The 19,298-nt window shown below is 66.1% G+C and carries 21 protein-coding genes; 1 reads left to right on the top strand and 20 read right to left on the bottom strand.

Annotated elements, in window-relative coordinates; genetic code table 11:
- Positions 1-202: 202 nt before the first annotated feature.
- Positions 203-979, bottom strand: coding sequence for a DNA adenine methylase (locus SM191_RS10825; RefSeq protein WP_341506229.1), 777 nt, complete (start codon positions 977-979; stop codon positions 203-205).
- Between the two features lie 212 nt (positions 980-1,191).
- Here SM191_RS10825 and SM191_RS10830 point away from each other — a divergent pair, with 212 nt between their 5' ends.
- The gene (locus tag SM191_RS10830) at positions 1,192-2,793 is read left to right on the top strand and encodes an SIR2 family protein (protein WP_341506204.1); all 1,602 of its coding nucleotides are present in this window, start codon (positions 1,192-1,194) and stop codon (positions 2,791-2,793) included.
- A 253-nt stretch (positions 2,794-3,046) separates the two neighbouring features.
- On the opposite strand, the gene SM191_RS10835 is transcribed toward SM191_RS10830, so the two are convergent.
- The 19 genes from SM191_RS10835 to SM191_RS10925 all read right to left on the bottom strand — a co-directional run bounded on the left by SM191_RS10835 (position 3,047) and on the right by SM191_RS10925 (position 19,233).
- Positions 3,047-3,574 carry a hypothetical protein gene (locus tag SM191_RS10835; RefSeq protein ID WP_341506205.1) on the bottom strand — a complete coding sequence of 176 codons (528 nt, stop codon included), beginning with the start codon at positions 3,572-3,574 and terminating at the stop codon, positions 3,047-3,049.
- Between the two features lie 18 nt (positions 3,575-3,592).
- Positions 3,593-4,102 carry an N-acetylmuramoyl-L-alanine amidase gene (locus SM191_RS10840; protein WP_341506206.1) on the bottom strand — a complete coding sequence of 170 codons (510 nt, stop codon included), beginning with the start codon at positions 4,100-4,102 and terminating at the stop codon, positions 3,593-3,595.
- A gap of 31 nt (positions 4,103-4,133) precedes the next feature.
- The gene (locus tag SM191_RS10845) at positions 4,134-4,481 is read right to left on the bottom strand and encodes a hypothetical protein (RefSeq protein WP_341506207.1); all 348 of its coding nucleotides are present in this window, start codon (positions 4,479-4,481) and stop codon (positions 4,134-4,136) included.
- A gap of 26 nt (positions 4,482-4,507) precedes the next feature.
- Positions 4,508-5,887 (bottom strand): hypothetical protein, encoded by a 1,380-nt coding sequence (locus SM191_RS10850; RefSeq protein WP_341506208.1) that lies wholly within the window; start codon positions 5,885-5,887, stop codon positions 4,508-4,510.
- Positions 5,888-5,902: 15 nt separating this feature from the next.
- Entirely contained in the window at positions 5,903-9,367 is a 3,465-nt protein-coding gene (locus tag SM191_RS10855; protein WP_341506209.1) for a hypothetical protein, read from the bottom strand.
- Positions 9,368-9,370: 3 nt separating this feature from the next.
- A complete protein-coding gene (locus SM191_RS10860) occupies positions 9,371-9,793 on the bottom strand; it encodes a DUF6950 family protein (protein ID WP_341506210.1) in 423 nt (140 codons plus the stop codon).
- Between the two features lie 26 nt (positions 9,794-9,819).
- Positions 9,820-10,341 carry a hypothetical protein gene (locus SM191_RS10865; protein ID WP_341506211.1) on the bottom strand — a complete coding sequence of 174 codons (522 nt, stop codon included), beginning with the start codon at positions 10,339-10,341 and terminating at the stop codon, positions 9,820-9,822.
- On the bottom strand, positions 10,341-10,934 hold the full coding sequence (locus SM191_RS10870; RefSeq protein WP_341506212.1) for a hypothetical protein: 594 nt from the start codon (positions 10,932-10,934) through the stop codon (positions 10,341-10,343). Before SM191_RS10870 ends, SM191_RS10865 begins: the two co-directional genes overlap by 1 nt.
- Complete coding sequence (locus SM191_RS10875) at positions 10,934-14,635, bottom strand: hypothetical protein (protein ID WP_341506213.1); 3,702 nt, start codon at positions 14,633-14,635, stop codon at positions 10,934-10,936. The genes SM191_RS10870 and SM191_RS10875 overlap by 1 nt, the downstream gene beginning before the upstream one ends.
- 11 nt (positions 14,636-14,646) lie before the next feature.
- Positions 14,647-14,766, bottom strand: coding sequence for a phage tail assembly chaperone (locus SM191_RS10880; RefSeq protein ID WP_341506214.1), 120 nt, complete (start codon positions 14,764-14,766; stop codon positions 14,647-14,649).
- The gene (locus SM191_RS10885; protein ID WP_341506215.1) at positions 14,766-15,191 is read right to left on the bottom strand and encodes a GTA-gp10 family protein; all 426 of its coding nucleotides are present in this window, start codon (positions 15,189-15,191) and stop codon (positions 14,766-14,768) included. Before SM191_RS10885 ends, SM191_RS10880 begins: the two co-directional genes overlap by 1 nt.
- Entirely contained in the window at positions 15,188-15,502 is a 315-nt protein-coding gene (locus SM191_RS10890; RefSeq protein WP_341506216.1) for a hypothetical protein, read from the bottom strand. The genes SM191_RS10885 and SM191_RS10890 overlap by 4 nt, the downstream gene beginning before the upstream one ends.
- Positions 15,503-15,505: 3 nt before the next feature.
- On the bottom strand, positions 15,506-15,931 hold the full coding sequence (locus SM191_RS10895) for a phage tail tube protein (protein ID WP_341506217.1): 426 nt from the start codon (positions 15,929-15,931) through the stop codon (positions 15,506-15,508).
- A 74-nt stretch (positions 15,932-16,005) separates the two neighbouring features.
- Complete coding sequence (locus SM191_RS10900; protein WP_341506218.1) at positions 16,006-16,395, bottom strand: hypothetical protein; 390 nt, start codon at positions 16,393-16,395, stop codon at positions 16,006-16,008.
- Positions 16,388-16,927, bottom strand: coding sequence for a hypothetical protein (locus tag SM191_RS10905; protein ID WP_341506219.1), 540 nt, complete (start codon positions 16,925-16,927; stop codon positions 16,388-16,390). The genes SM191_RS10900 and SM191_RS10905 overlap by 8 nt, the downstream gene beginning before the upstream one ends.
- Entirely contained in the window at positions 16,927-17,268 is a 342-nt protein-coding gene (locus SM191_RS10910) for a head-tail adaptor protein (RefSeq protein WP_341506220.1), read from the bottom strand. The genes SM191_RS10905 and SM191_RS10910 overlap by 1 nt, the downstream gene beginning before the upstream one ends.
- A complete protein-coding gene (locus SM191_RS10915; protein ID WP_341506221.1) occupies positions 17,268-17,594 on the bottom strand; it encodes a head-tail connector protein in 327 nt (108 codons plus the stop codon). Before SM191_RS10915 ends, SM191_RS10910 begins: the two co-directional genes overlap by 1 nt.
- Before the next feature lie 5 nt (positions 17,595-17,599).
- Positions 17,600-17,899, bottom strand: a complete 300-nt coding sequence (locus SM191_RS10920; RefSeq protein WP_341506222.1) for a hypothetical protein — start codon at positions 17,897-17,899, stop codon at positions 17,600-17,602.
- A 74-nt stretch (positions 17,900-17,973) separates the two neighbouring features.
- The gene (locus tag SM191_RS10925) at positions 17,974-19,233 is read right to left on the bottom strand and encodes a phage major capsid protein (protein WP_341506223.1); all 1,260 of its coding nucleotides are present in this window, start codon (positions 19,231-19,233) and stop codon (positions 17,974-17,976) included.
- Positions 19,234-19,298 lie beyond the last annotated feature (65 nt).

Genomic DNA, 19,298 nt, shown 5'->3' on the forward strand with positions numbered 1-19,298 from the left:
CAGGCAAGCTCTGCCCGAAATCGGGGCGGAGACACCCTCCGCCCCGATCTGCACGAATCGGCGGAATCAGGCGGGTTTCGGCGGACGACACGCGGCAGTCATTCCCCCGCGATACCCCCCGAAGCGCTCCGACAGGCTGGCGGTCAGCGGTTCGCTCGAGCCGACCACCCCACCCAAGGACCTCGCCCTGTGTTCGTATTCCTCAGTTGGAAATGATGAGTTCGCGGACCCGCTTCCCCGTGCCGGAGCCGACCGTGTAGGTCGTCTCGACGGCCTCGATGTAGAAGCGGGAGAAGACGGCGCGCGCGCCGTCGGTCGCGTTGATCGAGAGGATGAAGCGTCCGCGAATGGTGGCGAGCTGGTCGGCCAGGCGCTCGAAGTCGGCGCGCTCGAAGACGCCGGTGCCGTAATCGTCCTCGCAATCCCAATAGGGCGGATCGAGATAGAACAGGGCGCGCGGATCGTCGTAGCGCTCGATCACCGCCGCATAGCCCAGCCGCTCGATCGTCACGCCCGCCAGGCGCTCGGTCAGGCGGTCGAGATTGGGCAGCACCTTGCGGGGGTCGAAGCGGCTGGAATTGCTCTTATCGACGCCGAAGACGCGGCTGCGGATCTTGCCGCCGAAGGTCAGGCGCTGGAGATACAGGAACCGGCCAGCGCGCTCGATGTCGGTCAGGGTCGTCGGATCGACCCGGCGCTGGCGCTCAAATTCGTCGCGGCTGGACAAACGGGTGCGCAGATCGGCCGCCAGGGCGGCGGGATGGCGCTGCGCAACCCGGAAGAAATTGATCACGTCGCCCGAAATGTCGTTGATCACCTCGACCGGCGCGGGGCGCGATCGGCGGAGGAAGATCCCGCCCATGCCCACGAAGGGCTCGACATAGATCCGATGCGGGGTCGCATCGATGCGGGCGGTCAGTCGCTTGGCGAGGTTACGCTTTCCCCCGAGGTACGGTGCGGGGGTCTGAATCGTCGAAATGAGGTTGGTCCTTCGCGAGAAACGTGTCGGCTACGCACGCGAAAGTGGGCCGCCCGGCGGGATGCCGGGCGGATCGTCCGGCGCTCTGTCGCCGGGAGAGTGGTCGATCAAAGTCGGGTCTTGAGCAGGCGTATTAGGCCGCAAGCGCTATGATATTGCGCGAACTTTGTAGCGTGGTAGTCCCTCTGGCGAGCCGATTTAAGGGAACTAGAATGACAGACCCGACCAGCGTCCTGAGCGAGCTTTTAGATGGTCATCCTGCGGCTCCGTTCCTTTTTATAGGATCAGGCTTTTCGCGTCGGTATTTGGGACTGGAAACGTGGTCTGGTCTTCTGGAAAGATTCTGTAAGACAATTAAGCCTTTCGGTTATTATAGCACGTCGGCAAACGGCGATTTACCGCAAGCCGCATCGTTAATGGCGCGCGATTTCAATGATTGGTGGTGGCAATCTGAAGACACCCGGGCAAGCAGAGAAAAGTATGGGCACCTGGTCCAAAATCAGTCCGATGCCCTCAAGCTCGAAATTGGACTCTACCTTGATCAGTTTTCACGAAAATCTGCTATTGATGCGGGTCATGAAGAAGAAATTAGCATACTTTCGGACATTGCAATTGATGGTATTATAACGACGAATTGGGATCATTTGCTCGAAGACATATTTCCGGACTATAAGGTTTTTATTGGCCAGGAAGAATTACTTTTTTCTAATCCGCAAAGTATCGGTGAAATTTATAAAATTCACGGATCGGCATCCGCACCCAGCAGCCTCGTGCTCACTTCCGAGGACTACGCTCAATTCACGGCAAAAAACCCATACTTGGCCGCTAAGCTAGTAACGATATTCGTTGAGCATCCGATCGTTTTTCTCGGGTATTCGATCGCAGATCCCCACATTCAAAATATAATCATGTCTATTGCGAGGTGTTTGTCTCAGGACAAAGTGAAGAATTTCGAAGATAATCTTATATTTGTTCAGCGGACAAAATCTGACGAGCAACCGTCCATTCAGAAATCCACCATACAGGCTGATGGCTTCACTGTAACAATGATGATCGTAACGGTGTCGGATTTTGGTCAAGTTTACAGAGCATTGGCAGGCAGGAAAAGAAAAATTCCTGCCCGTCTGCTTCGGTTTTTTAAAGAGCAAATGTATGAATTTGTCAGGAGTCCTGATGACAAATCTACAAAACTCGCTGTGGTTGATTATGATCGCCTATCGGAAGCCGATGACATTGAATTTGTAGTAGGAGTTGGTGTAGCTCAAGAGAAAGAGAATGCTGCCAAAGGCCTGGAAAAGATAACTAGTAGTGCTATGGCGCGTCGAGGGTATGAAGGCGTAACAGCGCAGGACATATTCGAGGACTGTATACGCGAGCAATCAGAATTTGACGCTAGCAATCTGTTGGAAGCCGCCTACCCGATCATTGCTCGGCAGAGTCGAACATTCCTGCCAATCTACCGATATTTGAAGTCTGCGGGCATCGAAAATAACGATCAGCTTTCTCAATCAAAATTTGAGGGGGCCAAGAAAATCATAACGAAAATGCGAGGAAATAGTTTGGCGACGACGTCGTATCGTAACCGTTACGACCGTAGTTATACGGGCCTTTCCACTGATGAAATCATTAATACTGCTGGAAATGCGCGTGACGCCCTATTGATGTTACCGTTTCAGCGAGCTGAAGATGTCGACGTAGAACGTTTAAGACACTTTTTGATTGAGAACGTGAACGCATTTAACGGTGAGCCATATGCAACTGCTTTCAAAAAGCTTGTTTGTCATTATGATAAGATTGCGTTTGGCTTCGACTGACTAACGAGCGCCTGACGTAGAATTGGCGCGGATTTCGGTGGGGCGGCCTCTGCGTCTGGCCCCACCCGGCCGCGTACCGGGTGGTTAGCCGCGCGGGACACAGAGACCGCGCCCTGCTTATTCCCCCGGGGGGGTCTTTCATTCAGCAGGCCACCCGGCGAAGCCGGTCAGCCTGTGTCACCGCGCGCGCGGGCTGCCCCTTTCGGCTAGTCCAGGACAGCGGCGCGGCATTGCCAGCCCGAACCGCCGATCGTCAACCGCCGGTGACGAACTGATACTCGGCGGTGGCCTGCTCGGCCGTGCGCAGCGCGTCTTCCCGCACGGCGAGCGATGACGCGCTGCGCGCTGTGGCGAGCGCCTGGCGGACCAGCTCGGCCGCGATGCGGACTAGCCGGGCGCGATCGGGCGGCAGGAAGTCCAGGAACGGTGCGGCGAAGGCTTGCGCCTGGTCGAACCGCTCGCTGATCAGCGCCAGGCGCTGCATCGAGGATGGCGCGCCGGTCGGGGTGGCACAGGCCGCCAAGCCCAGCGCCAGGCCGATCGCCGCGATCCGGGCGCTTGCCCCCGCCCCGGGCGGCAGGGTGTCGGTGGCGATGACATGGGTCGACCGGAACCGCAGGATCAAGGTCGCCACGGCGACCAGCCCCATGATCGCGCCGACCAGCTGCTCCTGGTCGATGCCGGTGGGCAGGATGTGAAAGACGGAAAGGATGGCGAAGAGCGCGGCCACGATCTGAAGCCAGATCGTGCGGCTCTGCCACCAATATTTGGTGTCGGTCATGATGTCCTCCGGTGGGGATCAGGCGGGGCGGCCGACGCGCGCATATTCGGTCAGCGCATCGAAACAGGGGCAGGCTTTCAGCCATTCGTTCGGGGTGATCCGCCCGTCGCCGTTGCGATCGGGCGAATAGTCGCGGTGGCCCTTGATCACCGCGGCGACATGCGCGCGCTTCAGTTCGCCCAGCAGATCGAGCAGCGCGGCCTTCTGCGCCGGGGTGCGGGTGTCGGCGGGCTTGCCGTCCGCATCGATGCCGCCCGCATAGACGACGCCGATCGACCTGGCGTTGTGGCCCTCGACATGCGCACCGGCGATCGCCTTCGGGCGGCCGATCTCGATGGTGCCGTCCAGGCCGACCACGAAGTGATAGCCGATATCCATCCAGCCCTTTGCCTTGTGCCAGGCGCGGATCTCGGCCGCGTCGACGGCGCGCCCGGCGGGGGTGGCGGTGCAGTGGACCGCGATGCTGGTGATCGGGCGGGTGATGCGCGCGCGAGCGGCCGCGCGCCACGGTTCGGGTGGCGTCTTCATGGTCGTTGGTCCTTCGGTGGGTGGCGGGGGATCAGCGCGCCGCGATCTGGCCCAGCTCGGCGTCGACGCGCTTGAGGAAATGGTCGCGGGCCAGGCGGACGAGGCGGTCCGAGCCGACCGCCGCCAGCGACCCGACCAGGACGCGGTAATCGGTCCCGACCGAGACGCCGATGATGCGCGCGGCCGCGTCGCTGATCGCGATCGCCAGCAGGCCCAGCATGCCGAGCAGCAGCAGATCCGCGACCACCCCACGCCAGGTCAGGCGTCGCCCCTCGGACAGCGCCAGGCCGTATTTGGCGGCGGTGCCGATCGCCATTCCGGCCATGGTCGGTCCATATTTCGCCCCGGCCGCGCCGAAGATGCTGATCGGCTCGGACATCGGTCGTCTCCTACGAATTCCGGGGGTCAGCCATGTTGCACGTCGATCCAGGCGCGGCCGTCGCGGATCGCCCAGACCTTGCCGATGCGGCGCATATATTGGGGCAGCGTCATGTCATCGGCCTTGACCGCGACCGCCCTGATGCCCCCGCCGTTCGCCGCGGCGACGATGTATTCGCCCACCTCGAAATCGCCGCTGACATTGCACGGGACCTGACCGCAGAAGGCGATGCGGTCGACGCGGAGGCGAGCCTCTTCAAGCGCCGCCTCCCATTCTGCCAGGCGGGACTCGAAGGCATCGTCGGCCTCGCCTTCATCCTGCTCCGGGCGCGTCAGAAGGTGAGCGGTCCAGGTGTCGCCACCGACCAATGACGGATCAGACGACTTTACGACGAAGCTGATCGCGTCTGCCCATATCTTGGTCAGCTTGCCGTCGCGATCCACACCGCAGACATCACCCTTGGCGATGATTCCGCATCCCGCCGCCTTGACCATGTATTCCGCATAGTCGGCTCCGCTGGCGTTGATTGTGCCGCCAGCGTTCAAGGAGCGCTGCGTATCGCTGTGGCGACCGAGATACATCAGAGCGCCTGTTCCACCCCAGCCCTGCTGCGCACGGTCGAAGTTCAATAGAGCTGCCAGTTCGCGACCATCGCTCGCCTGCCAGACCTGAGCAGCGCCTCCACTCGCAACCTTTACGGCAACCCGGTAGCTGGTTGGTGCCGACGTGCCGACTAGAAAATTGCCATTGAAATCGATCCGCGCGCGCTCGCCACCTGCGGTCGCCAAGGCGACGCCCCCATAGCCAGAGAGCACGACGCCGGGGGCAGCGGTGAAAGCACCCGCCTTAAAGGTCAGGCCGTAGTGTGCGATCTGCTGGCTGCCGATCGCAAAGGTGTCTGCGCTGTCGCTGGCGACGACCTTGCCACTGGGGACGTCGATATTGCCGAAGACGGCGATGCCGTTGAGATTGAAGTAAGCCCGATCAGTCCCGCCTGTCACCATCGCCATGCCGTTTTCAGCATAGCGGCGAATGCCCGTATCCTGGTCCACCAGGAAGCTGATCCCCGGCGCGGCGAGAAAGCCGTCGTTGAAACGCCCGGCTAGCGCCCCGGATACCCACCCGCCAATCTGAGCCAGGAACTCGGTCAGCTTCGTCGCGGCGGACTGCGCGAACCCCTGATTGGGTTGGACGCTGTAGGCCTGACCAGCGGCGGTGCCTCCCAAATAGGGCGAACCCAAGGTGATCTGAACATGGCTGTCGACGGACCGCACCTCATAGACCCGCCCGTCAGGCAGATTGATGGCGTGTCCGGCCTGCACATTGCCGATCCATGCGGTGCCTGCCCCGGTGACCAGCACCGAGCCGTTCGTTACCGTGACCGTACCGGCGCAATACCATGCCATGATGATGCTCCTGATTTAACGCTTGAGCTCGGTGATCGCGAGCGTGTGGGCGACGTTGTACCGGCTGCCGCCGCTGCCGCTGTCGACCGAATAGGCGACGTAATATCCGCGCTGACCGGCACCGAGCCGCTCGATCGCGAAGAAGGTCACGGGGGCGGAGTCGGCCTGCGACGGTGATTTATAGAGGCCCGACACGGCGGTGCCGTCCGACCGGAAGAGTTGCAGCCGGAGAGGCTGGGCACCGTTCGCGGTCCGGGTTACCTGCGCGCAGACATCGATCCGAAGCACGCCCCCGGTGCTGTTAATCCAGGTCGTGCCGCTCGCCTGCGCACCATCGGCGCTGACGGCGGTGACGGACTGGATATCGGTGACCGTGGTGGAAAGCGCATTGCCGACGATCTGATCGGTATTGACCACGCCAGCGGCGATGTTCTTGACCCGAACGTTCGGCATCTCGACTGCACCATCATCGGCGATCGAAAACACGACCGTCGCGCCGCCTGCGCCCGCCTTCGCAATCTTGAACTTGTCGACGATGAAAACGGCATCGGTGCGCCCCCTGCCATTGTTGAGGGTGAAACCGGTGACCGCCCCATTCGAATCGAACTCGGCACCCCATTTCCCGCTTAGCCCGTCAATCGACTCGCCGTAGATCTTGAGGGTGTTCGTATGGCCCGCCACGGTCGAGGTGAGCGACGTCATCATGCCAGCGACCGAGCTGTTGATCCCGGTCTGTGCAACGAGCACCTGATTGACCTGGGCGAGAGAGCCGTTCGTCGCGGCCTTGTACGTCGCAAGGTCGTTGGCGATGGCCTGATCGCCTTCGATCTGGGCCGTTTGCACCGAGCTGACCTTCGCGTTCACCGCCCCGATCTGCACCCCCAGTTGCAACGATAGCGAGGCGATGGCGCTGGTATTGGTGTCCGTCTTAGCGGTCAGTTCGGTCTTTGCCGTGGCGATCGCAGCCAATGCGAACTGACCAGCGTCGAACGCGGTCAGCGCCGCGAGAATGTCATTGGCGCCGCCGATATCCCCCTCGGATATGGCACGTCGGCTGGACGTGAGCGTGGTCGTGAGGGAGGCACCGTCGAACGCGTTCAGGGTCTGCTCGGCAAGCGTCAGGCGCGCGCCCATGCTGTCGACCACGGTTTTGCTGACCTTGGTTTCGACGATCGCTTTCAAGGCGTCGAGCGACTGGTTGATGGAGGTGACGGAGCCTTGCAGGCCGGTAACCACGGTGGCGTCGGCTTTCAACTGGACCTGCCCCTGGAGGCCGAAAATATTGGCCTCCGCCGAGGTCAGACGAACAAGAATTGATGACAGGTCGACATCGCTGCCGCCCAGCTTCGCTTTGAGGATGGCGTCGTTGACGTAGTTGACCGACGCTTTCAGCTCGATCGACGCCAGCGCGGCATTCAATGTCACTGACAGCTTGCTGATCTGCTCGGCCCGGCTTTCGATCGCGAACAGCTTCGCCACGCCTGAGGCAGGATCGGTGAACAACCCGGCATCCCGGAAGACGTTTTGCACGATGGCCTGACCGGCCGCCAGTTGCGCGACCGCTGCCGAAAGCGAAGCGAGATCCGTCTCCAGCTGGCGACGCGCCATGTCGTTCGCCGCACCCAGGTCGATGAGGTTGATCTTGCCCAGCGGGCGGATGGTATCGCCGATCGACACGACGAGCGTCCCATCGGGGCGCAAGTCGATCGCGCTATTCAGCACATCGCCCGGCTGGATGATCTCGCCCATCTTGTTCTTGATGTTCCGGCCGATGGTGCCGCCGACCGTCGCTCCATCCTCCGGACGCTTGCCATCGTCGTCGCGGACGCCGCTCCAGTCGGCGGACTTCGCGGCATCGTCGATCGCCAGGATCAGCGGGTTGTTGGAGGCGTCGTAGACGATCGGGTCGGCCGCCATCACCGGCGCGCGATCGTCCGCGTCCCAGGCATAGAAGGACGGATGCTCGTAGCTGAGCGTCATCACGCACTGGCCGTTCTGCCCCAGTTCCTGCTCGCGGACCCGGAACAGCACGCGGTTGAAGCCGAGCGGCGCATAGGTGAACGGGACCAGCGCACCGACCGGATATTTCCACGCCCGGATATCGAACGGCGCGGTGAAGGTGCGCGGATATTGCTTGCGCTGCAGGGCCTGCCTGGCGATCCGCTGCGCCTGGCTGACGCTTTCGACCGCGCCCAGGTCGAGCGGCAGGATGCGGTCGACGCCGTCCAGGCTGGGAATGCGGATCTCGGGATAGTCGATCAGCTGGTAAAGCGACGGCGCCGAGGCATCGACATATCGGCCCCGCACGACGTTCGGAATGGCCTCCAGCGACGCGTCGGGCTCCCAGCGATGGGGGCCGACGACGTCGTCGGTGGTCAGGCCCTCGTCGGTGGCCGCCGCCGCGAAGTCGTTGTGCGCGATGTCGATCGACAATTTGCCGCCGGTATCGCGGAACCGCGCATTGCAGGCCGCGCAGAGCATCTCGTACCAGGTGCGAGGTTCATCGCCCTCGGACAGGACACAGGCACCGTGATAGCGCGGCTCCGTGCCCCCGGCCGAACGGTTGACCTGCTCGTCCGCCAGATTGGCGGCCACGATGAAGCTCGGCATATTGATCCGGCGCTTGGGCACGCCCGACCCGGTCGCCAGCCGCAGCTCCCCGGTGACCGGGTTGCGAATGCGACCGCCCAGCGCCATCCGCAGGATCTGGAGCGGCAGATTCTCCCCGATGGTGACGCCGTCATCGGTGACGAAGCGCCAGGTCGACGGGTCGTCGGCCCGCATGGGGCCGCTGCCGCCGGGGACCGTGCTGTCGCGGCGCGGATCATAGAGCCTGGCCCCGCGACCGATGACGGTGATGCGGCCCGGCGGGCCGCCGCTGAACGGGCTTTCGGCCTTCTTGCCGTTGCCGGTCGTCTTGAATCGCCACGCGCTGTATGCGCAGCCGGTCAGGTGGCGGGTGCCGTTCCACTGGTTGGACAGCGCCAGCGCATTGGCCGGGCTGCCCTCCAGGACGATCGCGTCGACGAAGAAATATCCGCGGTACCTGGCCGTGACGCCGGTCGTCGCCGACCAGGCCATCTCGGTCCCGAACCAGATCTCCTCGACGCCATCGATGGCGTGGCTGGCATGGGCGACGATCCAGCGGCACCATTCCTGGTTGGTGCCCTCCCACTCCTCGTGCCGCACGTCGACCGGCATCGCCGTCTGGCCCAGCACGGTCTTTCGGAACTCGCGGGGATTGAGCTGGGCATAGAGCCGGTCGCTCTGCACCTGCGGCACCTTGGGGCGGTCCAGCGCCGAGCCGAGCGTGGCGATGGTGCTGCCCGCCAGGATCAGGCCGCCGATCGACAGGCCCAGCACGCCCGACCCCGCGCCCAGCGCCGCGCCCAGCGTGAAGCCCGCCGCGATGCCGCCGGTCGCCAGGATCAACCCGGCGCCGACGATCACCGCGCCCGCGATCTTGATCGCCTTCGCCAAGCGTCAGGCTCCGTAGGGCACGCGCCAGGCGCGCGGCTCATGCCATTGGTGGCGATCGATGCGGATCAGGCCCTCGCGCCCGTCCTCGCGCCCGACGGCGATCGCGAAGGCGCCCCAGCAGATCGCCAGCAGCCCGCCGATCATCACGACGTCGCCGCGCTGGGCGAGCGAGGCGGGCATGGGCTCGAACTTCGCATCGAGCGTGGTGTCCAGCGTGCCCCGGCCGATCCGCCGCAGCGCGCGCTTCGCGCCCAGCTCGGTGGAATAGCGGCCCCGGAATTCGGCCATCGGGTCCAGGCCGGTCATCGCCAGGACCGCGCCGCCCGCAAAGGTGCAGCAGTCGTGCGTGCCCCAGGCGAAGGGCACCCGGCGCAAGGGTTCGAGGTAGGCGGCAAGCGCCGCCTCCCAATCGGGTTTGCGATACATGGGATACCTCGTCGGCTTTTGCCGGGTCAGCCCTTGCGGGTCGCCCTGTTGGGGGTCGCGGACGCCAACTCGGCGAGATAGGTCTCGACGTCCAGCTCGATGGTCTGGCTCTGCCGATCGCCGACGATACGCGGGACCGACATATAGCCGGTGAAATAGGACCAGACCCCGCCCAGCAGCGCCAGGTTGTCGGGGTGGAGCATCCCCCGCCACAGGCGGCAATCCCGCCCGACATAGGCGGCGCGATTGCCCAGCGCGGTCATCAACTCGTCGTCCACGCCCGGCAGGCCGGACAGGCGCAGGGTCAGCGTGTCCGACCCGCCTTCCTTCGCGCGGACCGGGCCGATCGACACCAGTTGCGGATCCAGCGCCTTGAAGGTGAAGCCGTCCAGGTCCTCGTCGCCGGTGCCCGAAAAGGTGAAGTCATAGGGCGCGTTGGTCACGCGCAGCGGCTCGCCCTTGATATCGAGGAAGGCGAAAGACACGGGTCGCCGGGCATAGGCGTCGAGCGCCGCCTGGGCGGTCGCATCGGGGCGGTCCTGAATCATCAGAACGCCTCGCGCACGTCGAAGGCGATCTCGTAATTCTGGCCGATCCCGACCTTCCAGCCGTTGCGCGTGTCGACCGAGCTGACCAGCGCATAGGGGCGCCGCACCTCCATCGCCGCCCCGGCCGCCGGGGAAAAGCGAATATAGGGCTTGAAGGAGATGGTCGCGAACCCGTTGGCGTCCGCGACCACCGGGGCCATCAGCATCAGAAGCTGATCGTCGATCGTGACGAACTGCCCGCGCTTCAGCTTCAGCCCGGCCGCGCCCCAATTGCGGGTGATGAGTTGCCGCCCGCCTTGCCCCGCGCCATCGACGACGGGCGAGACGCCGGTGATCTGGTCACGCTCGCACGCGACCAGGCGAAAGCTGTTCGCGATCCCGTCCAGATCGACGACGAACGCCCGCCAGTCCAGGACATTGGCCTCGCCGATGATGGGCGGCAGCTTGGCCTTGGCATACCAGCGCGGCGCGGCGGGCAGATAGGTGACGCGCGACCTGCCGGTGAATTCGGCCTCGTTGCGCTGGCCGGGCTGGTCCAGATCCCATTCGATGCCGCTGGCGACCGGGGATTGGGGCATTGTGATGATCGCCATCAGTCCCAGGCTCCCGGCAGGCGTGGCCGCGACAGGCGGCGCATCGTGGCATCGCTGGCGCGGGCGGCGATCGGGTCGGCGCTGGCGGCGACGGTCCGGATCGTCGTCTCCTCGACCTGCGCCATCAGCAGCGGCGACGGCTCGACGCGGGTGCGGACCTGCACGTCCACCCGATCGCGCGCGCCGCTGCGCAGGCGGGCCATGTTCGGGCGGGGTTCGCGCAGGGACGGCAGCGAGGGCGTCGACAGCCCGGCCGCGCCGCCATCGGCGAACTTGCGCAAGCGGCCCGAGTTGATCGCCGCCAGCTCGGGCAACCATTCCCTGGTCGCGGCCGCGTTGACGATGAATTCCCGGTTCGAGACCCGGATCGCGCCCTTGCCGCCCGCGAGAAGCGCCAGGATGGAGTCCGACCGCCCGCCGCCCGGCCCCCGGATCAAGCCGCCGGGGGAACCGCCATCGGCAAAGCCCGGCGCGTCGATCGGTCGGCCGCCATCGGCGAACCCGAAGAAGCTGCCGCCGATCGACGCGACGATCGCCTTCTGGATCGCCAGCCGCGCCAGATCCTGGATCACGCTGCCGACCACGTCGGCCGCCACGCCCTTCAGGCCCAGCAGGTCGGCGACGGCCTGCGCGGTGGCGCGCGATCCTTCGTCCTCCAGCCTGCCGAAGCCCTGGACCGCGATGCTTTCCAGCGCGGTCCTGGTGTCCTTCGACACCTCCATGACGCGCCGGCGATATTGATCGAGCGGCCCGGCGGTCTGCTGCTCGAACCGGCCATTCTCGGCTGCCTCGATCTGGGGCAGTCGAGCCAGGCCGTCCCTAGCACGCTGGACCGCCCGGGGATCGTCCGAGGTGGCCGCGACACGTTCCAGCGCCTGGCGCCGCAGCTGCTGCTCCAGCTCCAGGATCTCGCGCCCGATACGCTGGCGATCGCGCTCGGTGACGGCGCTGTCCTGCTGGATGCGCAACACCTCCAGGCTCGACGACTGCGCGTCGGCGACGCTGTCATAGCGCTGCTCGATCAGGCGGCGGGCCTTGTCGGCGTCGACATTGGCCAGGCGCTGCTGGCGCGTCGCCTCGTTGACCGCGTGAAGCTGCAAGGCCTGGGCCACGGTCAGGTCGCCCGATTGCAGCCGGTTGCCGGTGCGGGTCCGCTGCGCGTCCGCCTCTGCGTTGATCTCCTCGCGCAGCAGGGCTTCGCGCTGTTCCTCGGAGGCGGCGCTGCGCCCGGTCGCATCCAGAAGGCGTTTGCGGGCGCCGAGAAAGTCCTGGGTGAAGGCGCTGTCGTCGGCCAGGATCGCGCGTCTTGCGGCATCCTCCCGGCGCTGCATCGTCTCGGCGGAGGGGCCCCGGCGCGGGGCCGTGCCCCATTCGACATGATAGACCCGCTGCTCGGGCTCGTTCAGGATCTTGCGCAGGCGGACGCCCGCATCCTCGAACGCCTTTCGGATCGAGGCGACCGAAATGCCCGGACCATAGGCGACGTCGAGCGCCTGGCCGCGTTCATGGGCGCTGGTGCCGGGGCGGGCGACCGGCCCGGCATGGCGGCCTGCCTGTGCGTCGGCGAAGATCCGCTCCTGCTGGGCACGGGTCCGCGTGCCGCTGGTGACGCGACCTCCGATCGAGGCGATGATCGACCGGGCACCCGCCTCATCGATGTCGCGGCCGAACTGGCGGTTCCCGCTGCCCGAGCGGCGCTCGGCATTGACGCGCGCCTGCGCCGTCTCGATCGCCTTCCTCTTTTCGGCCTCCAGCGCCTCCAGCCGCCGCTTCGACTCCGCGCCGATCTGGCGGCCGAGATTCGCCTCCTCGCGCTGCTGGTCCTTCAGCACCTTGATCCGGTCGTCGTACAGCTTGGTGACGGCGCGGACTGGATCGATCGCGATCTGCGCCTGCTCGGCCGCCAGGTCGACGCGGGTCAGGTTCAGGTTCACCTGCGCCTGGGCCAGCGCGTCGTTCGCCTCTTTCAGCTTGCCGGTGAGGAAATCGACCTGCGATTGCCGATCGCGCTTGGCCACAGCCGCCGCGCGCGGGTCGGTGTTCGCAAACTCACTGTCGTCCAGCGCCTGTTTCGCCGCCACGGCGTCCGCCAGGCGGGCGGCGGTGGTCTCGCGGATGCGCAGGGCCCGTTCGGCCTCGACCTTCGCGGCGATGTTCGCGCGCTCGGTCGCGTCTCGCTCGCTGTCGGCCGAGTCCTTCAGCGCCTTGTTCTGGGCGTCGATGGCCGCACGAACCCCGTCCAGGGTGACGGCGAACTGGTGTTTCGCGCGATCGGTATTGCGCGTCTCCTCCGCATCCTTGCGGAGCTTGTCGACCGCCTCCTCGGTCTTGGTGCCGAACAGGTCCATGTTCTTGGTCAGCGCGCCCAGGACCAGCATCCCGCCGGTGATCGCCAGACCCCATGGGCCGAGCATGAAATTGCCGAACGCCTGCGCCTTGCCGGTCATCATGGTCATCTGACCGGCAGCCTGCGCGCCCTGGATCGCGATGACCTGGAACAGGTTGGCGTTCATCGAAAGCTGGGTGAACGTGTCCTGGGCCTGATAGCCCAGCCCCTGCATGGCGATCCGGTTGCGGTTGATCTGGCCGATCGCCAACTGCTGCGCCTGGGCGCTGGGGCCGGCGACCATCTGGGCATGGGCGGCCAGATTGTTGCGGGCGAGCTGCTGCGCCTGCGCATATTCGCGCATGGTGATCGCGCCGCGCCGGAACAGGTCGTCGGCGCGGTCCATCTCCTGGTCGAACCGAAGCTGGGCGACGTACATCGGGTCGAGCGCGCCGCGCACCTGCTGCACGGCCAGCGCCAACTGGCGCTCCTGCTGGACCGAGTCGGCGATCGCCAGGGCGTGCTGGCGCTCCCGTTCGGTCGCGCCGCTGACCTGGGCGGCATGGGCCTGGAGCGTGGCGCGGGCCAGATCCTGCGCCGCCTGATATTCCCGAACGCTGATCGTCCCGGCCGCATACAGCGCCTCGGCACGGTGCAGTTCCTCGTCGAAGCGCTTCTGCGCCACATACATCGGGTCCAGCGCGGCGCGAAGCACATCCGCCTGCGACGCCAGTTCGCGCGCGGTGCGGGCCGCCAGGGCCTCGGCCTGGGCCAGGCGCTCGGTTTCGGCCGCCGCCTCGGCGATACGCTGGTGACGGCCGACGAAATGCTCGGCCGCCTCCGCGCTCTGCATCAACTCGATCTGGACGCGCTCCAGCGCGCCCGCCTCGGCCAGCAGGGTCTGCGCCTGCCGTTCGGCTTCGATACGCGATGCGTTGGACGCCTGGATGAACAGGCGCGTTGCCTGGGTCGTGTCGCCGACCGCCGCAGAGGTGCGCTGAGCCGCCGCGACGATCAGCTCGAACGACCGGGCGCGATTCTGCGCTTCGGCCGCCTGGGCCCGCAGATCGTCGACGCCCAAATTGACGCGGCCATCGACGGTCGGCCCCTTGATCGCCTGGGCGGCGATACGCTGCACCTGGCTGAAGCTGCCCTCGAACGACGCCTGGGCGCGCTTGGCGGCATCGTCGGCCAGGCTGGCGAAGGCCCCGAACTTCGATCCCATCCGGCCGATCGAACGGTCGACATTGTCGGCCATGCGATCGGCGCGGCGTTCGAACCGGTCGAGCGGCTGCTCCGCCTCGGTGAGGTGACGCCGCAGCAGCTCGGTCGCGGCATCGACCTGCAACAACAGGCGTTCGGTGGTGTCCGCCATCGGCACCTCCCCTATTCGTCGGGTACGGCGTGGAAGCGCTCATACCCCTCGACCGCCGCCCAGAATTCGGACGGGGTCGCGGACCAGAATTCATGCGGCCGCCACGACAGCGCGGCGGCCGCCAGCCCCATCAGCCGACGACGGGGGCTTCTTCGGTCGTCGTCATCGTCGTCGGCTTCGGATTTCCCTCGGAATCATATCCGCCGGTGACGGCGACCGAGAGCAGGCCGGACAGTTGCTTCTGCGCGATCAGCATCCCGCCGTCCGATTCCAGGATCAGGCGGCCGATGCGCTTGGGGTTGGCCCCCGCCGCGCCCTTGTTGCCGGTGGCCCGGCCGAAGGCGCGGACCAGCGCACAGACGATCTGCGCGACCGCGCCCAGCTTCAGCTTCAGGTCGATGGCGTCGCGCGCGATGTCGACCAGGCCGCGATCCAGCGTCAGCTCGATCTCCTCGATCGCTTCGAAGCTGGGGCGCAGGCCCAGCGTCTCGCCGTCCAGAACGAGCGTGGTTTCGCCGCGTTCGGCCGATGCCGTGCGGGTGGTTTCGTCGGTCATTCTTCCTCCGGGGCGGTGGCGGCGACGCGGGCGACGGCGTCGGGCGCATGGTCGGGGAGCGCGGCGTAGAGCGCGCGGATGGTGCCGATCGCCGACGGGTCGGCCGCGACGAGGTTGGCGAGCGCGACATGCTCGACCGGCTCGACCAGGAACGGGGCCAGCGCCGCCGCGCAACGGTCCGCGCCGGACGACAGGAGCCGCTCGATCTCACGGGAGTCGCAACCGGTCGCGGCGACCAGTTGCGCGTCCAGATCCACCGGGGCGGCCGCGAGCGCCATGGTGGCGCCCGCGATGGTGATGGTCTGCGACATCGATCAGGCCAGCGCGTCGATGGTCGGCTGGGCGGCGGGCTGGAAGGTCAATCCGACCTTGACCGAGGAACCCTGCTCATAGTCGCTATTGTCCAGCGCGGTGTACATCGAGCATTCGAACACCGTGTCGCTGGCGGCGAACGGCTTCTTGCGCACCTGGATGATCTCGGTCGCATTCGACTTGTCGAGGGTTTCCAACCGGGTGTAGCCGTTCGCATCGGGCAGGTCGGGCACCAGGTCCTGCTTGATCGACAGGGTGCGCAGGCCCGGGCTCTGCGTGTCGACACCCTCCGCATCCTTCGTCGCGGACGAACTGAAGGCTTTCGAGCGGTTGATGGTCAGATTGCCCTGACCGGCGGGCTGGTTGAACGACGTGCCGTCGGATGCACGCACGAACAGGCGGTAATCGCTGCCGAGCTTTTTCGCCATGATGGGGTCTCCACAAATGAAAAGGGCCGCGCTGGCGTGGCGCGGCCCGGGGGCGTTCGGATTGTCGGGCGGGATCAGGGTGCCAGCGCGATCGCGTCGAAGGCGGTGATCCCGGAATAGCTGGAGCCGTCCTCGTTCAGCACGGCGTCGTCGTCCTTGAAAACAAAGGCGACGGTCCACCCGTCCGCCGTAAAGGTCCGGCCATCGAGCGCGGCCTCGATCTGGCCTTGCAGCGCCAGCAGGGGCGCGCGCTCCTCGGCGGTCACGAGCGACACGATGTTGATCTCGACGCGGCGATCGGCGCTCGCGCCCTTGCCGCCCATCGAAAAGCTCTTCAGGTCGCCCAGGATCACCAGATCGCCCGTCGCCCCGGTCGGTGCGTCCTGATAGACGGTCGCGCCGCTGACCGCCGCCGCCAGTTCGCGATACGCGACCAGCTCGACCATGGCCTTGGCGTTACTCATCCCCGGCTCCGATCCTGGCGAGCGAGCGGCTGAAGATCCCGCGCATATTGGCGTTCAGCGTGGCGCGCAGATCGGGATAGCGACCCGTGACGAAGCGCTTCGGCGCCATGGCGGGCACCTTCATGCGATAGGTCGCGACGATATCGGCGCGTTCCTTGCGGCCCCGCGCGTCGGTGCGCAGGGTGGAATAGGTCGACCCGTCCCGGCGGGACAGCGTGACGCGGCGACGGCGCTGGACCATGACGACCTGCGCCTTGCGGCCCAGATCCTGTATCCGACCGTAGAACAGCCTGGCGCGGCCCGCCGGGGTGCCGATCAGGCCGATCTGGAGCCGCAGCGAGGTCGGCAACACCTTCGACTGGAGCCCGGCGCGCAATCGGCCGGTCAGATCCGGGGCGCGGGCCTGCACGGCGCGCAGGATCTCGCGACCGGTGACGTGCAGCTCGACCAGGATCTCGCCGCGCACGGCGTCCGGCAGGCGGCGGAGCAGGCGGCGAAAGCGGGCGATGCCCCTGATCCGCTCGCGGGCCATCAGCCTTGCCCGCTCTCGCACGACAGGACCAGGCCGTCCCGGTCGTCGGTCGGGGCGACCGCGCTGATCGCCATCACGATGGTCCCGAAGACCAGGCGGTTGGCGATCGACAGATCGCCGCGCGGGCGGATCGTCACCCGCCAGAGCTGCCGCTGGCGCTCGACCAGGTGCTGGAGCGCCCGGTCGCCGCGCAGGGCGATCACCTCGGCGGGGACGCGATCGGCGAGTGTCCGCCACTTCTCTTGCCCAGCCGGGGCGGCGCGACCGCCCTTGCCATTGTCCACGAGGTTGGGCTCCTCGATCCGGATGCGGTCCCGAAGGCGACCAGCCGAGAGCGCCATTATTCGACCGCCCAGTCCTTGAGCGATTCGATGATCCACGACACGCCCAGCGGCAGTTCCGCCGCGCCCGCGCGTCCGTCGACGCTGACGCCTTCCGGCAGCGCGTACCAGGTCGCGACGATCAGGCTGATCGCCTGACACCCCATCGCCAGGTCATCGCCCGTCATGGTGGCATCGGTGCCGACCATGGTGCGACCCGTCTTCCTCTCGACGGCCCGGCGGGCGGCGGTGATCAACCGCGCCAGCCGGGCATCGTCGTCCGTCGCGCTGGCGTCGAGGCGCAGGTCCTGCTTGATCGACGCCAGCGTGACGGGTTCGGTCGCCATGGCGGTCAGGCGGCCAGCGACTTGGCGTAGGCCACCGCGTCGGCGTGGGTGTCGATATAACCCTCACGCTCCAACTGGGCGACGCGACCGGCGGGGATCTCGATCACGGCATTGACCGCATGGTCCTCGAAATCGAGCGTCACGCGGGCCTCGACCAGTTCGGTCGGGCCTTCGTCCGGGGGCGTGTCGCCCTCGGTTGCGCCGCCGCTGTTCTGGGGCGTGGTCGAGGTTTCGTTGCCCTGCGCGGCGGTGGTGTCGGTGGTCGGCGTGGTGGTGCCGGTGTTCGGGGTGGGGGTGCGAGCCATGCCGCTCTCCTGTTCTTCGGGGAAGGAATCGGGGTGGCCGGGTCGGGCCACCCCCTTCGATCGGCGTGGGCCGATCAGCTCGCGGACTGCTGGAAAGCCTTGTAGGGCTTGCCCGCGCTGATCTTCTTGCCGTCGCCACGCGCCCAGGCAAGGAAGCCGACCTGGCCCTTGGACGTGTAGACGCTGTCGTCGAAGCGGAAGAGCGTCACCTCCATCACGTCGCGGATCAGGAAGCTCTTCAGGTCGCCGAACAGGATCGACTTGTTGCTGGCGGCCTGAACCGGCATGTCCTGGTTGATCTGGTAGCGGTAGCGCAGGAAGGTGTCGGGGTCCTTCGCCGACAGGCCCGGCAGCCAGAGCGGATGGCCCTGGGCATCCTTCAGCTTCTTGAGGTTGCGCAGGGTGGTGTCGTGGAACATCCAGCCCACACCCTCCGCCGCGCGGTAGGCCGGATCGATCGAATGTTCGAGGTCGACCATGTCGTCATATTCGACGAAGTTGGTCTTGCCGGTCGCCGCGACCTTGCCGACCTCCGCGCCGGTCACGATGCCCTCGGGTTCGTTGGTGCCGCTGCCGACAGTATATTTCTGGTTCTGGACGCGGCCGATGCGGGTGGTGGCCGACCGGCGCACGAACGCCTCGACATTCATCCCCGGGCCCTGATCCTGCAGCAGCTCGAACGGGAGCGTGAAGATCTTCGACGACCATTTATAGGCGCCGATCGACACGGTGCCGAACGCCGGGTCGGAACTGGTCGCGGCTTGGTTCTCGGGGACGATCTCGCCCATCTGGCCGGTTTCGTCGACGGTCGGCCACGGCAGCGCCGCGCCCGAACTGGTCTGGATGACCTCGGCCACCTGACGAATGCCGCCGAACGCCTTCAGCGCCTCCAGCAGTTCACCACCGAAGCCGGTGGGGACCAGGAAACCACCGGTCGACCCGGTCTGCGTCGAGGAGGCATTCTGCGGCTGGCCGGTCCGCAGGATCTCCAGGTCCTCGCGGGTCATCGCCGCGACGCCGTGGATCAGGTAGTTGCGGAAGGCCGCGCTGTAGCGCTGCTGCCGCTCACGCGCCTCCGGCGACAGGTTGCGGACCTCCGCCGCGCCGCGCGCCTCGATCGTGCCTTCATCCTCGGACGCCGCCAGCTCGCCATCGATCCTCGCCTGCTTTTCCAGGCGGTCGATCTGGGCGTCGATGCGGTCGATATCGGCATAGATGGCGTCGACCTGGTTCTCGATATCCTTCGACCATTTGTCGCCGGTGTTGGTGTCGAGAAGGTTGCGGGCCTGCCGCGCCTTTTCGGCACGCTGGTCCCGGAGCGCCTTGATATTCATCGGGGGGATTCCTCAAAAGAAAAGCCCCGCCGGGTGAGGGCGGGGCTTCGGGGTGCCGGGGGGAC

Origin of the sequence: Sphingomonas sp. 2378, from assembly GCF_038084995.1 — a bacterium.
Lineage (GTDB): Bacteria > Pseudomonadota > Alphaproteobacteria > Sphingomonadales > Sphingomonadaceae > Sphingomonas.

Bases quoted from the DNA above. Each gene is read 5' to 3' on its own strand.
- SM191_RS10835 (WP_341506205.1), bottom strand. From the start codon at position 3,574: ATGACCGACACCAAATATTGGTGGCAGAGCCGCACGATCTGGCTTCAG.
- SM191_RS10915 (WP_341506221.1), bottom strand. From the start codon at position 17,594: ATGGCGACCGAACCCGTCACGCTGGCGTCGATCAAGCAGGACCTGCGC.
- SM191_RS10860 (WP_341506210.1), bottom strand. From the start codon at position 9,793: ATGTATCGCAAACCCGATTGGGAGGCGGCGCTTGCCGCCTACCTCGAA.
- SM191_RS10895 (WP_341506217.1), bottom strand. From the start codon at position 15,931: ATGGCGAAAAAGCTCGGCAGCGATTACCGCCTGTTCGTGCGTGCATCC.
- SM191_RS10850 (WP_341506208.1), bottom strand. From the start codon at position 5,887: ATGGCATGGTATTGCGCCGGTACGGTCACGGTAACGAACGGCTCGGTG.
- SM191_RS10880 (WP_341506214.1), bottom strand. From the start codon at position 14,766: ATGGGGCTGGCGGCCGCCGCGCTGTCGTGGCGGCCGCATGAATTCTGG.
- SM191_RS10840 (WP_341506206.1), bottom strand. From the start codon at position 4,102: ATGAAGACGCCACCCGAACCGTGGCGCGCGGCCGCTCGCGCGCGCATC.
- SM191_RS10905 (WP_341506219.1), bottom strand. From the start codon at position 16,927: ATGGCCCGCGAGCGGATCAGGGGCATCGCCCGCTTTCGCCGCCTGCTC.
- SM191_RS10920 (WP_341506222.1), bottom strand. From the start codon at position 17,899: ATGGCTCGCACCCCCACCCCGAACACCGGCACCACCACGCCGACCACC.
- SM191_RS10875 (WP_341506213.1), bottom strand. From the start codon at position 14,635: ATGGCGGACACCACCGAACGCCTGTTGTTGCAGGTCGATGCCGCGACC.
- SM191_RS10890 (WP_341506216.1), bottom strand. From the start codon at position 15,502: ATGTCGCAGACCATCACCATCGCGGGCGCCACCATGGCGCTCGCGGCC.
- SM191_RS10900 (WP_341506218.1), bottom strand. From the start codon at position 16,395: ATGAGTAACGCCAAGGCCATGGTCGAGCTGGTCGCGTATCGCGAACTG.
- SM191_RS10910 (WP_341506220.1), bottom strand. From the start codon at position 17,268: ATGGCGCTCTCGGCTGGTCGCCTTCGGGACCGCATCCGGATCGAGGAG.
- SM191_RS10830 (WP_341506204.1), top strand. From the start codon at position 1,192: ATGACAGACCCGACCAGCGTCCTGAGCGAGCTTTTAGATGGTCATCCT.
- SM191_RS10885 (WP_341506215.1), bottom strand. From the start codon at position 15,191: ATGACCGACGAAACCACCCGCACGGCATCGGCCGAACGCGGCGAAACC.
- SM191_RS10865 (WP_341506211.1), bottom strand. From the start codon at position 10,341: ATGATTCAGGACCGCCCCGATGCGACCGCCCAGGCGGCGCTCGACGCC.
- SM191_RS10845 (WP_341506207.1), bottom strand. From the start codon at position 4,481: ATGTCCGAGCCGATCAGCATCTTCGGCGCGGCCGGGGCGAAATATGGA.
- SM191_RS10870 (WP_341506212.1), bottom strand. From the start codon at position 10,934: ATGGCGATCATCACAATGCCCCAATCCCCGGTCGCCAGCGGCATCGAA.
- SM191_RS10925 (WP_341506223.1), bottom strand. From the start codon at position 19,233: ATGAATATCAAGGCGCTCCGGGACCAGCGTGCCGAAAAGGCGCGGCAG.